Source organism: Carnobacterium gallinarum DSM 4847 (genome assembly GCF_000744375.1).
Classification (GTDB): Bacteria; Bacillota; Bacilli; order Lactobacillales; family Carnobacteriaceae; genus Carnobacterium; species Carnobacterium gallinarum.
The window spans coordinates 2,359,861-2,374,936 of record NZ_JQLU01000005.1 but is presented as its reverse complement, the minus strand read 5'-3'; the positions used below and the strand labels follow the sequence as shown (position 1 = coordinate 2,374,936).

At 34.2% G+C, this 15,076-nt stretch carries 16 protein-coding genes; 5 read left to right on the top strand and 11 right to left on the bottom strand.

What is annotated here, in order from left to right; translation table 11 throughout:
• The first annotated feature begins 304 nt into the window (after positions 1-304).
• Positions 305-1,477: an IS256 family transposase gene (locus BR43_RS15860; RefSeq protein WP_034558139.1), complete on the top strand. Its 1,173-nt coding sequence runs from the start codon at positions 305-307 to the stop codon at positions 1,475-1,477.
• Between the two features lie 778 nt (positions 1,478-2,255).
• Here the strand turns inward: BR43_RS15860 and BR43_RS19300 are convergent.
• From BR43_RS19300 to BR43_RS15840, 4 genes are read right to left on the bottom strand one after another with little or no spacing between them, the layout of a single operon-like run.
• Complete coding sequence (locus BR43_RS19300; protein WP_051933997.1) at positions 2,256-3,194, bottom strand: DUF4767 domain-containing protein; 939 nt, start codon at positions 3,192-3,194, stop codon at positions 2,256-2,258.
• 5 nt (positions 3,195-3,199) lie between these two features.
• Positions 3,200-3,700: a hypothetical protein gene (locus tag BR43_RS15850; protein ID WP_034563717.1), complete on the bottom strand. Its 501-nt coding sequence runs from the start codon at positions 3,698-3,700 to the stop codon at positions 3,200-3,202.
• Positions 3,701-3,712: 12 nt separating this feature from the next.
• The gene (locus BR43_RS15845) at positions 3,713-4,048 is read right to left on the bottom strand and encodes a zinc ribbon domain-containing protein (protein ID WP_425393638.1); all 336 of its coding nucleotides are present in this window, start codon (positions 4,046-4,048) and stop codon (positions 3,713-3,715) included.
• 16 nt (positions 4,049-4,064) lie between these two features.
• Positions 4,065-4,298: a helix-turn-helix transcriptional regulator gene (locus BR43_RS15840; RefSeq protein WP_034563713.1), complete on the bottom strand. Its 234-nt coding sequence runs from the start codon at positions 4,296-4,298 to the stop codon at positions 4,065-4,067.
• 131 nt (positions 4,299-4,429) lie between these two features.
• Between BR43_RS15840 and BR43_RS15835 the strand changes: the two genes are divergently transcribed.
• Positions 4,430-4,753: a helix-turn-helix domain-containing protein gene (locus BR43_RS15835; protein ID WP_034563711.1), complete on the top strand. Its 324-nt coding sequence runs from the start codon at positions 4,430-4,432 to the stop codon at positions 4,751-4,753.
• 74 nt (positions 4,754-4,827) lie between these two features.
• Here BR43_RS15835 and BR43_RS15830 read toward each other — a convergent pair whose 3' ends face one another.
• Together BR43_RS15830 and BR43_RS15825 are read right to left on the bottom strand one after the other, a co-directional pair.
• Entirely contained in the window at positions 4,828-6,243 is a 1,416-nt protein-coding gene (locus BR43_RS15830) for a TOTE conflict system archaeo-eukaryotic primase domain-containing protein (RefSeq protein ID WP_034563709.1), read from the bottom strand.
• A gap of 79 nt (positions 6,244-6,322) precedes the next feature.
• Complete coding sequence (locus BR43_RS15825; RefSeq protein WP_034563706.1) at positions 6,323-6,613, bottom strand: helix-turn-helix domain-containing protein; 291 nt, start codon at positions 6,611-6,613, stop codon at positions 6,323-6,325.
• Positions 6,614-6,797: 184 nt separating this feature from the next.
• On the opposite strand from BR43_RS15825, the gene BR43_RS19295 reads away from it, so the two are divergent.
• Complete coding sequence (locus BR43_RS19295) at positions 6,798-7,403, top strand: helix-turn-helix domain-containing protein (RefSeq protein WP_051933996.1); 606 nt, start codon at positions 6,798-6,800, stop codon at positions 7,401-7,403.
• A 116-nt stretch (positions 7,404-7,519) separates the two neighbouring features.
• On the top strand, positions 7,520-8,662 hold the full coding sequence (locus tag BR43_RS15815; RefSeq protein WP_034563704.1) for a tyrosine-type recombinase/integrase: 1,143 nt from the start codon (positions 7,520-7,522) through the stop codon (positions 8,660-8,662).
• Between the two features lie 94 nt (positions 8,663-8,756).
• Here the strand turns inward: BR43_RS15815 and sufB are convergent, their stop codons facing one another.
• From sufB to sufC, 5 genes are read right to left on the bottom strand one after another with little or no spacing between them, the layout of a single operon-like run.
• Positions 8,757-10,151: a Fe-S cluster assembly protein SufB gene (gene sufB / locus BR43_RS15810; protein ID WP_034563702.1), complete on the bottom strand. Its 1,395-nt coding sequence runs from the start codon at positions 10,149-10,151 to the stop codon at positions 8,757-8,759.
• Positions 10,152-10,165: 14 nt separating this feature from the next.
• Entirely contained in the window at positions 10,166-10,642 is a 477-nt protein-coding gene (gene sufU / locus BR43_RS15805) for a Fe-S cluster assembly sulfur transfer protein SufU (protein ID WP_034563700.1), read from the bottom strand.
• Entirely contained in the window at positions 10,629-11,870 is a 1,242-nt protein-coding gene (locus tag BR43_RS15800; protein WP_034563698.1) for a cysteine desulfurase, read from the bottom strand. The genes sufU and BR43_RS15800 overlap by 14 nt, the downstream gene beginning before the upstream one ends.
• On the bottom strand, positions 11,867-13,153 hold the full coding sequence (gene sufD / locus BR43_RS15795; protein WP_034563696.1) for a Fe-S cluster assembly protein SufD: 1,287 nt from the start codon (positions 13,151-13,153) through the stop codon (positions 11,867-11,869). The genes BR43_RS15800 and sufD overlap by 4 nt, the downstream gene beginning before the upstream one ends.
• 12 nt (positions 13,154-13,165) lie before the next feature.
• On the bottom strand, positions 13,166-13,939 hold the full coding sequence (gene sufC / locus BR43_RS15790) for a Fe-S cluster assembly ATPase SufC (RefSeq protein WP_034563694.1): 774 nt from the start codon (positions 13,937-13,939) through the stop codon (positions 13,166-13,168).
• Between the two features lie 305 nt (positions 13,940-14,244).
• Between sufC and BR43_RS15785 the strand changes: the two genes are divergently transcribed.
• Complete coding sequence (locus BR43_RS15785) at positions 14,245-14,970, top strand: gamma-glutamyl-gamma-aminobutyrate hydrolase family protein (RefSeq protein WP_034563692.1); 726 nt, start codon at positions 14,245-14,247, stop codon at positions 14,968-14,970.
• Positions 14,971-15,076 lie beyond the last annotated feature (106 nt).

The following is a 15,076-nucleotide window of genomic DNA, read 5'->3' as shown; positions in this document are numbered from 1 at the left end:
CATAACACTATTTATCGCTATATTAAAATTAATCATATTAAACTTCGAAATGAAAAAGATGAACATCTATCAGAAAACTAAAACAATTATTTTAACATCATAAAATATCGCATGAAATCCATCATTAAATGGCCATTTTATACGTTTTCTGGTTTTTCAAACTCTTAATATTATCCTATCTATTCCTAAATAACTGCATTTTTGATAAAGTCCATATAATTGTGTAAAAGTTAAAAGGCCATGTAACAGCCCTTTTACGGTACAATGTTTTTAACCATTAAAAACATACCCAGGAGGACTTTACATGACCCAAGTACATTTTACACTGAACAACGAAGAGGTTCAAAGTATTATTGAACATTCCGTTAAAGATGATGTGTCTAAAAATATTTTAACGACAGTTTTCAATCAGTTGATGGAAAACCAACGAACAGAATACATTAAAGCTGATGACTATGAACGATCTGAAAGTCGTCAGAGTCAACGAAATGGCTACTACGAGCGTGACTTTACGACTCGCGTTGGTACACTTGAATTAAGAGTACCTAGAACACGTGATGGTGAGTTTTCACCGACGGTGTTTGAGCGGTATCAGCGAAATGAAAAGGCGCTGCTTGCTTCAATGCTTGAGATGTATGTTTCAGGCGTTTCAACACGTAAAGTCTCTAAGATTGTTGAGGAGTTATGTGGTAAATCAGTTTCTAAGTCCTTTGTTTCTAGTCTGACTGAACAGTTAGACCCTCTGGTCAATGAATGGCAAAATCGATCGCTTTCAGATATAAACTATCCTTACTTGATGACTGATGTCCTGTACATAAAGATTAGAGAAGATAATCGAGTACTTTCTAAGAGTTGTCACATTGCGATTGGAATAACCAAAGATGGCGATCGTGAAATTATTGGCTTCATGATTCAAAATGAAGAGAGTGATAACACATGGTCTAACTTCTTTGAATACTTAAAAGAAAGAGGATTACAAGGTGTAGAACTCGTTATTTCTGACGCTCATAAAGGCTTAGTATCTGCGATTCGTAAATCCTTTACCAACGCAAGTTGGCAGAGATGCCAAGTTCACTTCTTAAGAAATATCTTTACAACAATTCCTAAGAAGAATTCTAAACCTTTTAGAGAAGCTGTAAAAGCTATCTTCAAGTTTACGGATATTAATTTAGCACGAGAAGCTAAAAATCGTCTGGTTGAAGAATACTACGACCAAAAGAAATACACAAAAGCTTACGAGACCTTAGATAATGGCTTCGAAGATGCCTTTCAATATACTGTCCTAGGTAACTCCCACAATCGACTAAAAAGTACCAATCTTCTTGAACGATTAAACCAAGAGGTTCGCAGAAGAGAAAAGATCATTCGAATCTTTCCAAATCATGCTTCAGCCAATCGATTGATTGGGGCAGTTCTTATGGACCTGCATGAAGAATGGATTAGTTCTACAAGAAAGTATATAAATTTTAGCAAGTAAGAAACAATAGAAACGTTGTATAGTATTTTACACAGGATTATGGACTTGACTGTTTATTTGTTTTCATAATGCCTCCTAAAAATTTATCTTCTTCTTTACTAATAAAAATATCCATTATATTAACTCATTATCTCATTTTTCTAAATTAAATTCAAATATTTATCGTTTTATTTACAAAACCATACGTTAGAAAAATAGGAAATGGATAAAAAACAATTCTCAATCTTCTAAACAGAGTTTCTACCCAATTGACTGCTTAAAAATGTCCCCACTTGAAATATTTAAAGGTCCATTAAAGATTTATTTCCCCTACTACTTTGTAGGATATTTTAACGATTCTAAGTTTAAAAGTATATTTCCCATTCTATGTTTAACCATAATTTAAGATAAAAATCTGGTCAATTTACAAATTTTATTGGGAACTAAAAAAAAATACTTACTTTTTTTAACCAAAGCAATAAATATTATACTCCTTTCATTTATAAATGAAATATTTACTTTGTTACTTTTAACAGAAATATATAACTACTTAGTTGTTTTTTTAACTATAAGTTATAGAAAACTATTTATTATTTATGTTTTCTACTAACAAATGAAACAGGCTCTAAATGCTTGATTTAAAGCATTTAGAGCCTGTTTCATTTATTGTTTCATATACATCAATTATTTTACCCTTCTAAGTTATTATCCACAAACGAACCTCCGGCATAGATACCTATACTTCCAATATTAGTATAAATTGGAGTTTAAAACAACGGGGTGGGGGTAAATGTACGTCCTACTCCATTCCTTGTATAATTCTGCCAAACAGTTGATTAGCTTGTATTGCTTTTCCATCAACAATAGTAATTGAATAGCCACTCTCATTTGGTTCTTGAAACCTAATGGGAATAGCCTCACCGATTTGTTCCTGTATATCCGAACTCATTTGTCCTATGCTCTTAATAGCTTCTAAAATTGCTGATTGGGTATTATTTATAGGTTCTTCTAAACGATAGGTAATTCCACTATCTTCATATACTAAAATCCCTGCGTACGGCAAAATTTCATAACTAGAAGCAAAATAGCTTATCTTCTCATCTTTTGTAAATATCTCTTGTCCTTTTTTCATATCAATGGTACTTCCTAAAATATTAGAAAAACCTTCTCTAAGTTCAATGTTTTCAGTCTCTGTAAAATATAAATAATTATTTCCATTACCTTGGTTCTGACTAGTAACTAATACTTTTGGCATACCTGCTACAATCGTAAAGAAATAGACATGTTTTTCCATGTAAGGTTGGTTCTCAGCATCTGAGTATACAGCAACCAATGCATACCCATTATCAACTTCTCCATTTTCAGACCAATTCAATACAATAGGTGTATTCCCAATAACTGCTTGCCACCCAATATCATGTTTTAAAACTGCATTGGGTAACTGTAATCCATATAAGTCAACGTTGTTATTCGGACTGTACTGTTTATATATCTGATTCATTGTTTGACCCCAAGTTTTAATAAAGCCACTAAGATTTTTAGCCTTTTCAGCATTCCATAACATTTCCTCCACTATCTCCTCTTCTACCGAAGAGCTATCGACAGAAGTTTCTTTTATATAACTAATACTGTTGGATGCTTCACTAGAGATAGACGAACTAGACGTTTCTCTTCTATTTTGACAGGATGCCATCAAAACAGTGGATAATAGCACAAATGAAACCAACCCTTTTTTCATTATGGTTACTCCTTATCAAATTTATCTGGATTTTTTTCTATATAATCATTATAAAGAATTAGTGCCATAGCAACAATCATTTGCCCCGCTTGAATTTTTTCGATATCGTGCTCCAATATCCCTATTCTAATTCTATCAATTCCCTCATAAAGAGTTTCATGAGAATCTTTAATCTCTTGAGGCAAAGTACTTGGAGGTTTGATATCTTTCAATTTTTTCATTTGTTTGCTTAAATAGTCAGCTGTATCCTTCATATCATCATCTGAATAGACATCTGTCTCTTTGATTTTCAGATCGTTATCATTGACTATGTTCATAACTTCTTGTGTGTATTCTTTTTCTGATCGACCACCTGAACTAAATAGCATTAAAAAACAGCCAAATAATAGAATGCTACCTGATATCAGTATTTTCTTTCTATCTTTTTGATGATGATGTGTTTTAAGAAGCCTTCTTATTGCAATTGCAAAAAAGACAAACCCTATTCCACCTAACATCTTTATCATCTTTTAACCTCCTCAATACCCTGATGATAGACCTAGAAGCATTCCTAAAATACCACTTGCTACACTTGCTATTATTAAAATAGTTCCATGCTTTTCATCGTGATCTCTATACAAATACCCCATAATAACTCCAAAAGCACCAAAAAATACAGGAATAAACAAAAGGGAGATGGCAACTGATATCCAACCAACAATTTTATATAGATTTCCGCTTTCTTTTCCCTTATTAATTTGATCTTTTACTTCATTCAGTGATTTTTCTATATTGGGGCTTATCTGTTCTGTGTAGAGCTCTTTATTTTCTTGAGATGCTCCACAAGACGAACAAAATTTTTCTGATTCTTCCATCTTAGTTCCACAATTTCTACAATACATTTTCTTTTTCCTCCCTATTTACATTGAAAATATCATAAAAAAGCTCATCCAAATCAACTTCTAGCATTTCTGATAATAGTTTCATTTGATAAGGTTTAGGTATTGTTCTACCTGTCTCCCATGAACTAATTGACTGCTGAGTGACGTACATCTTCTCAGCTATTTCAATTTGAGAATAACCGTATGCTTCTCTGTATAAACAAAGTCTTCTTTTTTCTCTCATAATCTTCCTCCTTATTCACTATTATATACATCTAAATGTAGTATTTCAACAATTATATGTAGTTATACACCGTTTTTAACATTCATAAACAACATATCGTTGTATAGTATAATTATTGGAGGAACAATTAAATGAAACAATATGCTAAAGCTATAAGAGAAAATAGAAAAAAATTAGGATGGACTCAAAAACAGTTAGCAGAGAAAATTCATGCCTCTCAACAGGCAATTGCTCGTTGGGAAAATGAGGTAACTGAACCACGAACCGAAAACTTACAAGCTCTTTCAAAGGCTCTAGGAGTCCCTCTAAGCCATTTTATAGATATACAATCTGAGGAGGCTGATGAAGAATTCAATGCCTTATACCGCTCTTTATCGTCCGAAGACAAGGTTAAGATATTAGACTATATGAGGCTATTAAAAAGGCAAGATGCTGAACGAAGTGAGTTCAAGTAAAAAGCACCTATCCTAACCAGATGGGTGCTTTTTATTCTCAATTTCAAACTGGTAAATAAATCTATCCCAGCATTTTAAATTTTAGTTAGTTCTTCTTCTTTGTTATTTATATCCTTCATTACCTTGTTTAGATCTAGAGGCTCATCAGAATTATATGTAACCCCCTCAATTTCAGAAACATCCTGTTCTCCTAAGGTCACTTTGTAGTAGTTAGGAATCCATTTCCCTCCTTTAAATACTCTAAAAGAGATAACTTTAACAAAGCCCATTTCCTCTAGCAGTCTGATGTTCTTAGCACTTCTTCCAGTGTTACTATCATTCCCCATATTTGCTAAAATTTTATGAGTACAATAAAATTCCCCGTCACTGCCACTATATTTTTTTGAATGATATAGTAAACTAAAAAGAAGATTTCTGAGATTTTTCTTTGAGATAGATAAGATAGCATCTAACTCTTGTTTATAAAAAGTAACATCACTAGATTTCAAACTAAAGGCATAGTCACCCACATAAACATTCTTAACTATACGTTTTGTTTCATTTTCTAAACCTTGAAGGTTCCATTTTTGATCTAAGAATATTCTAGTTTCAGAATTTTGGAAGGTAGTTTTAATTATACCAAAGATAATTTCATACGTACTCTCCATGTCGTTTCCTTGGTACTTTAAGAAACGAGATGCATGAAAGGTAAAATAATTCCTACTATTCGATTCTGACAAGTGTCCATTAATAAGAGTCTTTTTCACGTAGTCACCAATAATGTGGTTATTATCCTTTTTTATTCTATTACCTATCTTTTTTGATTTCTCTTTCTTTTTATTTTTTAATTGCTTTTTATCAATAGTTATACAGTCATTCAAAATATTTTCTTGGAATTCACTTAAAGATAGAGGTTCTATAGCTAAGAAATAATCAATAGCCAATGGTTCTAATGTCTGATTATTAACATAACAACAAAAATCCCCTGTTTTCAAATGAATCCCCAATGGTAGTTTGACTCCAAGTCCCGAGGTAGGTCTTTTTTCAATGCGATGAATTGTTTCTCCCATTTGAGTCAAAACTTCATAATAGAAATTATTAAGTTTTTGCTCTTTAATAAGATCATCAAAATATAGATCAACATGATAGCCTTTAAATCCTGAATACCAAACATGAATATCTTTCATCGGAATTCCATAATAGGAATGAAGTGTATCTATCAGTTCTTTAGTTGTCCATATTCTATCTTCCACATCTATAATATCGACATCAAAACATAGAAACTTAGTCAATCCACCAGAACCTAATTTTATTCCTAATGTATAATCACCATTTAAATGTTTTCTGACTTTCCATTCGGTTAATCTGACCTTATCAGCAGTAGTTGTTATAAATTCAACGTCTTCTCCATTTTTCACTTGAAAAAGATAATTCTTTCTATAACTGATTAAAAGTCTATCCATTTGTTTTACTACTTTATCCTCTACCTGTTTTGTATATTTAGTTTCCATACTTATCCTCCTATAATTTTTAATAGCTTTCTTTTAACTGCTCTTACTAGTAATAAATAAAGATACTTGTAAGACATAGTCAACGCCTTTTACTAAGCATAAATTCATCTATATCAGATTTTTTTATACGCTTAGTACCGTCTATTATTGTTATAGGTAAATCATACTCACTGATGAATTTAGCTAGAGTATTTCTGGATACTGACAGATAGTCACCAGCATCTTTCATAGTTAAATAACCTGAAAGATTAGTGTTAGAATTAGGTAAAGTAGCTAACATGCTTTTTAATTCTAAGAACTCTTTATTTAAAACTTCATAGACTGTTCTCTCAAGCAGACTATCCAAAGTAATTTCTTTTTTATTATTCATGGAATGTCCTCCCTTCTATCGTTTATTCATAATTATCACCGCCTCTCTTAGTTGATATACACAGTATAGCATGAATCACCAAATAAATCAACACCCATTAGTGATATTTTTAATTATATTTACATTTAAGACTTTACTTAACCACTTAAAAGTGATATTATAGTTATAGAAAGAGGTGACCACAATGGAAGAAAATAGTAACTTAAAGGTTGGATTTGCTCTTAAGCGTATTAGACAAATGAAATCTGCTGGTGGAAAAAAATATACTCAAGTAATGTTAGCTAAAGATCTAGGAGTTGGACAATCCTATATTGGAGGTCTTGAAAACGACACACGAACGCCATCATTTAAAACTTTGACAAAAATATCAGATGCTTTAGGAATCAGTCTTCGAAATTTAATAGATTTATGTGAATATCAAAAACTAACAGAGAAGTACTCTAGTAGTAATAACAGCGGAACATTGGAACCACTCTCTTATGATGAATTAACACGTATTGGTACACCAGAAGCATTAGCTTTTAGAGATGTTACCAAAACCTTTGATTTTGAAAATCTTAATTTTAAGTTGGGAGAGTTTTTAGATAATATAGATGTAAAAAAGAAAACATACGAAGAAGAAAATTTTCCTTACAGAGACTCGACTAATCTATCAGATATAATATCTAAAGGAATTAATAAACAAAAGGACATTTTCTTTAATAATAAAAAATTAACCTTTGGACAGCTATTAGGTCTCAATCAATATTTAGATGCTATTACAAATTCAACTGAAAATGGAGGTGTTTAAGATGGAGCGATACTGAACGTAATATCTTAAAGCAAGCAGAAACTAAAACCTAGATTTACTCCAAATATTGCTCCCAATAGACTATATCTATTGACCAATATCTAGGAGGAAAACAAATGGCAAAAGTTACAAAGTACAAAAAAAATAACGGTCAAATAGCTTGGATGTTCAAAGGACATGTAGCCACAGATCCAAAGACTGGACAGAAAGTAAATACTACACGTAGAGGCTTTAAAACTAGACAAGAAGCTCAACAAGCACATGATGAGCTAGCATACCAGATAAAATATGGAACTAAGAAAAAAGCTAGCGACATGACTTTTGAAGATTTATATGAAGAGTGGATTGATTTCCAACGTTCAAGTGTAAAAAAATCTACTATATCTATCTATGTTAGATATGCTAAGAACCAAATATTACCAGCATTTGGAAAGATGAAGATCACTGATATTACTGTTTCCTATTGTCAAAAAATGGTGAACAATTGGCATAAAAAGTATAAAACTTATGACACTATGAGAAAACAAACAGCACAAATTTTAAGCTATGGCATTTCTCAGGAATATATTGAACGTAATGTCATGAAAAGTACCCTGCTTCCTCGTAGAAAGGAGCATGAAGAACAACGCAAGTTCTATACTAAAGAAGAATTAAAGACCTTACTAGATTCTTTCAAAAACTTTGGTAACACTAAACAGTATGCTTTTTTTAGATTGTTAGCGTACACAGGTATGAGAAAAAGCGAAGCTTTAGCCTTACAATGGAAAGATATTGATGTTTTTAACAAGGAACTACATGTTAACAAAACTGTAGCTATAGATGAACATAAGAACATCATACTTCAAACACCTAAAACAAAAGCATCAAAAAGAACTATATCACTTGATACTGAAACATTGGCAATCTTAAACGATTGGAGAATACAACAAAGAACAGACTATCTTAAGTTAGGTTATAATACTAGCTCAGATAACCAACATGTTTTTACAAGCCTTAAGAACACCTTGTACGTTCCAAATACCGTGAATGATTGGTTAAGATATATCATAAAAAAATATAAATTGTCTCGTATTACTCCGCACGGGTTCAGACATACTCATGCTAGCTTATTACTAGAAGCAGGGGAATCTATCAAGGTGGTTCAACATCGGTTAGGGCATGAAAATAGTAAAGTCACAATGGATATTTATGTTCATATCACAAACAATGCGCCTAAGAAGACTGGTCAGGACTTTGCTGATATGATGGCTAATCAGTAAATAAGCTGGTCAAAAGCTGGTCATTTCTAATATTCAGGCAAACAAAAAAGCTAGAAACATTGATATATCAACGCTTCTAGCTTATATATTAAAATTAACCCACACTGCCTTCCATTTCATACTGAATCAAACGATTCAATTCAACGGCATATTCCATCGGTAATTCTTTTGTAAATGGCTCAACAAAGCCCATAATAATCATTTCAGTAGCTTCTTGCTCACTCAATCCACGGCTCATCAAGTAGTACAATTGCTCCTCAGAGATCTTAGAAACTTTTGCTTCATGCTCCAGTGAAACATTGCTATTACGGATTTCATTAAATGGAATGGTATCACTTTTCGATAAGTCATCCATAATAATCGTATCACACTCGATATGTGAAATCGATCCGCCACTGTTACGTCCAAAGGTTACTTGACCGCGATAGTTTACTTCGCCGCCGTCTTTGGCAATCGATTTTGAGACGATTGAGCTTGATGTGTTTGGTGCATTGTGAATCATTTTTGCACCAGTATCTTGGTTTTGTCCCGCACCAGCAAAGGCAATCGATAGCATTGTTCCACGTGCGCCACGACCATCTAGGAAGATACTTGGGTATTTCATGGTTGTTTTGGCTCCTAAGTTGCCATCAATCCACTCCATTGTTGCGCCTTCATACGCCTTAGCACGTTTGGTTACAAGATTATAGACGTTATCTGACCAGTTTTGAATAGTCGTATAGCGGCAATAAGCATCTTTGCGAACAAAAATTTCTACAATCGCTGCATGCAAACTATTACTTGTATACGTTGGTGCGGTACACCCTTCCACATAATGGACACTTGCGCCTTCATCAACGATAATCAATGTCCGCTCAAATTGTCCAGAGTTTTCCGAGTTGATTCGGAAATAGGTTTGCAAAGGAACATCACATTTGATGCCTTTTGGTACATAGATAAAGGTTCCCCCAGACCAAACTGCTGAGTTTAATGCAGCTAATTTGTTATCTGTTGGAGGGACTAATTTTGAAAAATATTCTTTAAATAACTCCGGATATTCTTTCAAAGCTGAATCTGTATCAGTAAAGACAATTCCTAATTTAGAAAATTCGTCCTTCATATTATGGTAAACCACTTCTGATTCATATTGCGCTGAAGCTCCGGCTAAATATTTGCGTTCTGCTTCTGGAATTCCAATTCGTTCAAAGGTTTCTTTGATTTTATCTGGTACATCGTCCCAATCTCTAGCAGCTTTATCACTTGATTTTTGATAGTATTTAATACTATCAAAATCGATATCTGACAAATCTGGGCCCCATTCTTGCATGTGCATCTTATTGAATTGTGCCAATGATTTCAAACGGAAATCCAGCATCCATTCTGGTTCTTCTTTTACTCGTGAAATTTCACGAACGATATCTTCTGTAAGACCTTTACCGGTACTATAGACAGGCTCCACGTCATCATGGAAACCGAATTTATATTCTTCTAACTCTGGTACTTCGCTCATTTATCTCACTCCTTTTAAATTGATTCGTCTGGTTGATGAAGATGTCCATCAACGGTTGTTCCGCCCTCGACTAAGGCTCTATTTAAAGCTTTCCATGATAGAGTTGCGCATTTGATACGAGCTGGGAACTTTGCGACTCCACTTAACATCGCTGCATCCCCTAGTCCGTCCAAATTAACGACTTCGTTACCTTGCACTAATTCAGAAAAATCTTGTACTAATTCAAGGGCTTCTGCTACGGGTTTGCCAATTACAGCATCCGTCATCATGCTGGCACTGGCTGTACTAATCGAACAACCGTGTCCTGAAAAACGAATATCTTGAATCACATCATCTTCTACGATTAATTGGATTTGAATCACATCGCCACAAGTTGGGTTATTTAATTCAATCTGATTGGTTGATGCATCTAAAACCCCATGATGATGAGGATGACTTGAATGGTCTAAGATGACTTGACGGTATAAGTTATCTAATCTAGATAGCGCCATGTTGGAAAAACTCCTTTGTTGCCAGAATGGCTTCGACTAAACGATCTGCATCTGCTTTTGTATTGTATACGTAAAAACTTGCTCGCGCTGTTGCTGAAACATCTAAATAATTTAGTAATGGTTGCGCACAATGATGACCTGCTCGAACGGCAACACCTTCCATATCAAGAGCTGTTGCAACATCATGAGGGTGTAATCCATCTAGATTAAAAGCAATCACTCCTGTATGTTCAGCTGGATTTTGTGGTCCATAAATGGTTAACCCCTCAATTGCTAAAAGCTTTGGCATCACATAATCAACTAATTCTTGTTCATGAGCTTCAATCTGATCCATGCCAAGATTCTCTAGATAATCCACCGCTGCACCAAGTCCAATTGCACCAGCAATGTTCGGTGTTCCTGCTTCAAATTTCCATGGCAATTCTTTCCACGTACTCTCTTGCAAATGCACAAAATCAATCATCTCGCCACCAAATTCAACAGGTTCCATTTGCTCTAAGTGTTTGCGTTTGCCGTATAAAATTCCAATTCCAGTGGGTCCTAACATTTTATGTCCACTAAAACAGTAAAAATCTACATCTAACGCTTGAACATCGACTTTCATATGTGGAACGGCTTGAGCGCCATCTACAACAATGACTGCCCCAACATTATGAGCGAACTCTCTTAAATCTTCAATTGGATTGATTACACCTAGAACGTTGGAAACATGGGCAATTGAGACAATTTTTGTTTTAGTCGTAATTTGTTTTTTCGCATCTACCATATCTAGTTGACCATCTGAGGTTAGACCGATATATTTTAATGTGGCTTTTTTAGCCTTCGCTAGCTGTTGCCATGGGATGATATTCGAGTGATGTTCCATGTAGGAAATCACGATTTCATCCCCTTCCGAAATCGCTAAATCGCCATAACTACGGGCAATCCAATTTAAACTGGTCGTTGTTCCCCGAGTAAATAGAACTTCTGCGGTTTCATTTGCTTGGATAAAATAACGGACTTTTTCACGGGCGGCTTCAAATTGCTCTGTTGCTCGTTCCGCTAAAGTATGGACGCCACGATGAACGTTGGCATTATTTTTATAATAGTAGTCTTCAACAATCGTATTCATCACAGCTGTAGGCTTTTGAGTCGTTGCTGCATTGTCTAGATAGACTAAGTTTTCGTCGTTGACTATCTGATTTAAAATTGGAAAATCCACGCGTATCTTTGCAGCATCTAAACTCATTTTGTCAACTTCCCTTCAATAACATCCACCAGTTCATCACGAACAGCTTTGACTGGAATTGCTGCGATTACGGAACCTAGGAAACCACGAATAACTAAACGTTCCGCTTCGATTTTGGCAATTCCACGACTCATTAAATAGTACATTTCTTCTGGATCAACCCGGCCAACACTGGCAGCATGTCCTGCAGTTACATCATTTTCATCAATTAGCAAGATTGGATTAGCATCGCCACGAGCTTTGTCAGAAAGCATTAAAATACGACTTTCTTGTTGAGCATCTGCGCCTTTTGCACCTTTGATAATATGACCAATCCCATTAAAGGTTAAGGTTGCTTTATCACGAATTACACCATGCTGTAAAATATGTCCAATCGAATGACGTCCATAATTCGTTACACGTGTATCGATTCCTTGAACTTGACTACCCGTACTAATTGCTACGATTTTCACTTCACTGTGGCTACCTTCACCAATTAAATCTGAATCAAAATCAGCAACCATATCGCCATCGTTCATAATCCCTAAGGCCCAATCAATTGTTGAGTCTTTTAATAAATGCCCACGACGATTAAAGTACGTTGTTGTATTCACGCCTAATTGATCTACCGCTGAAAATTTTACTTTTGCACCAGGCTTAGTAATAACTTCAACGATAATATTGGCTGTATTTTTTGTTTCACCAATCGTTTGATATTTTTCAACATAACTAAATTGGCTATTTGCATCCGCTAAAATCAATACATGTTTAATAAAGTTTTCTTCAATTTGACTGTTTTGGACAAACAACGCTTCAAGTGGTTCTTCAATCACCACATTTTTAGGAACATATAAGAACACACCACTGTTCATAAAAGCAGCGTGGAATGCTGTTAATTTGTCTTCATCTGCTTTAACCGCTAGTTGCATATAGGCTTCTTTCACCAAATCAGAATGTTCTGTTAAGGCCGTAAAGATATCTGTAAAAATAACACCTTTTTCAATTAGTTCCATCGGTAATTGTTCAAATGCAGTCTGGGTTCCAACTTGAATAATTTTTGGCGCATCATTCGTTTCAACTAAGAAATCTTCTGCTAATAACACTGCATCTGTATCATTTTTTAATGCTGGTACAGTTAATAACGGCCAACGGTTTATTTTCACACGTTCAATAAAAGGTAAGTCTAATTCATCTATTTTTGCTAACATTTTTAAGCGTAAATCCAACATCCATTCAGGCTCACCATGACTTAATGAAAAATCACGTAAGGCATCAAGATGGGTTGTAAAAGTTTTCTCTGTCATCTTGAATCCTCCTTAATCTTCATCTAACTCAATTTCGATACCTAATTCATCACGAATACCTTTATAACCTTCTGCTTCTAAACGTTTCGCTAACTCAGCTCCACCAGTTTTCACAACAACACCATTCATCATAACATGAACAATATCCGGCGTAATATAGTTTAGCAAACGTTGGTAATGGGTAATAATTAATGAACCAAAATTGTCACCACGCATCGCATTGACACCTTTTGACACAACTTTAAGAGCATCAATATCTAACCCTGAATCTATCTCATCCAAAATTGCAAAAGTTGGTTCAATCATCATTAATTGTAAAATCTCATTCCGTTTTTTCTCGCCACCTGAAAAACCTTCGTTTAAATAACGTTCAGCCATTTCTTCTGGCATATCTAAGATTTCCATTTTGCTATCTAATTTTTTAATGAAATCCATAACAGAAATTTTATTGTCTTCTTCACGACGAGCATTAATCGCTGCACGCATAAATTCAGCATTGGTAATTCCAGCAATTTCACTTGGATATTGCATTGCTAAAAATAACCCTGCACGAGCACGTTCATCAACTTCCATTTCTAAAACATTCTCACCATCTAAAAGGATTTCTCCTTGAGTTACTTCGTAGCTTGGATGTCCCATAATCGCTGCAGATAACGTTGATTTACCGGTTCCATTTGGTCCCATAATGGCATGAATTTCTCCCGTTTTCATTGTTAAATTAACGCCTTTTAAAATCTCTTTGTCTTCAATCGACACATGTAAATCTTTTACTTCTAAAACAGCCATTTTATTTTCCCCTTTACTTTCTTTATTTACACAAATAAATGTGTGATTCGTCAAATTTAATTTAAGTGTATATTGGCTTACTTATAAATTTTGTCTTCTCTCTATTTTAGCTCAATTGAGAATCTTTCGCAATGAATTCAGTTAACAATTATCAAACAAATGTTGAAAACCTTGTATTCCGGCACTTTATTTAGAATTTATATTAACTAAGTGCAGTTATTATCAACAGCAATAGCACTTACTATTAATTAGCTTTTATTTCTATTTTAAGGTAAAATAAATTGAATAGAAAGTGAGGAACAAAAATGAAACCGATCATTGGAATTGCAGGCAATATTTTAACAAAACATGCAGAGGTTTTTCATGATAATCTCGTTACTTATACACCACAAGGCTTTGTTGATGGTGTTCAAAATGCTCAGGGAATTCCTCTAGTCTTACCTATTGGTGATCCTGAAACTGCAAAAACTTATGTAAATCAAATTGATGGGCTATTACTAGCTGGCGGACAAGATATTTCCCCTTTTCTTTATAATGAAGAACCTAGTATTAAAATTCAAGAAACTGAACCAAAACGGGATTATTTTGAAAAAGCCCTAATCATTGAAACTTTGAAGCAAAAGAAACCTATTTTTGCAATTTGTCGAGGAATTCAATTATTAAATGTTGTTGAAGGTGGAACGCTTTACCAAGACTTAAGTGACTACCCCGATTGGCACATTCAACATTTGCAAGCAAGTATTCCAAGTGTTGGTGGGCATAGCATTACAATTGATGCTGGCAGTCATTTAGCAAGTATCTTGCCAGATAATTATCATGTAAACTCGTATCATCATCAAGCTGTGAAAAAACTTGCTGATTCTTTTGTAGCAACTGCTTGGAGCAAAGATGGGATTATTGAAGCTTATGAATCCCGTGATCCAGCGCAAAGTATTGTGGCAGTTCAATGGCATCCAGAATTAATGCTGAATGAAGATACACCTATGCAAGCTTTGTTTGATGACTTTATTCAACGGAGTAAGAAAGCTTAATTAGTTGAATAAAAAGGCATCCATGACTTAATTCATCATGGATGCCTTTTTTTGTTTAAAAAATCCAAATAATTAAAAATTGATTAAAAAACCCTTGACTTATAAT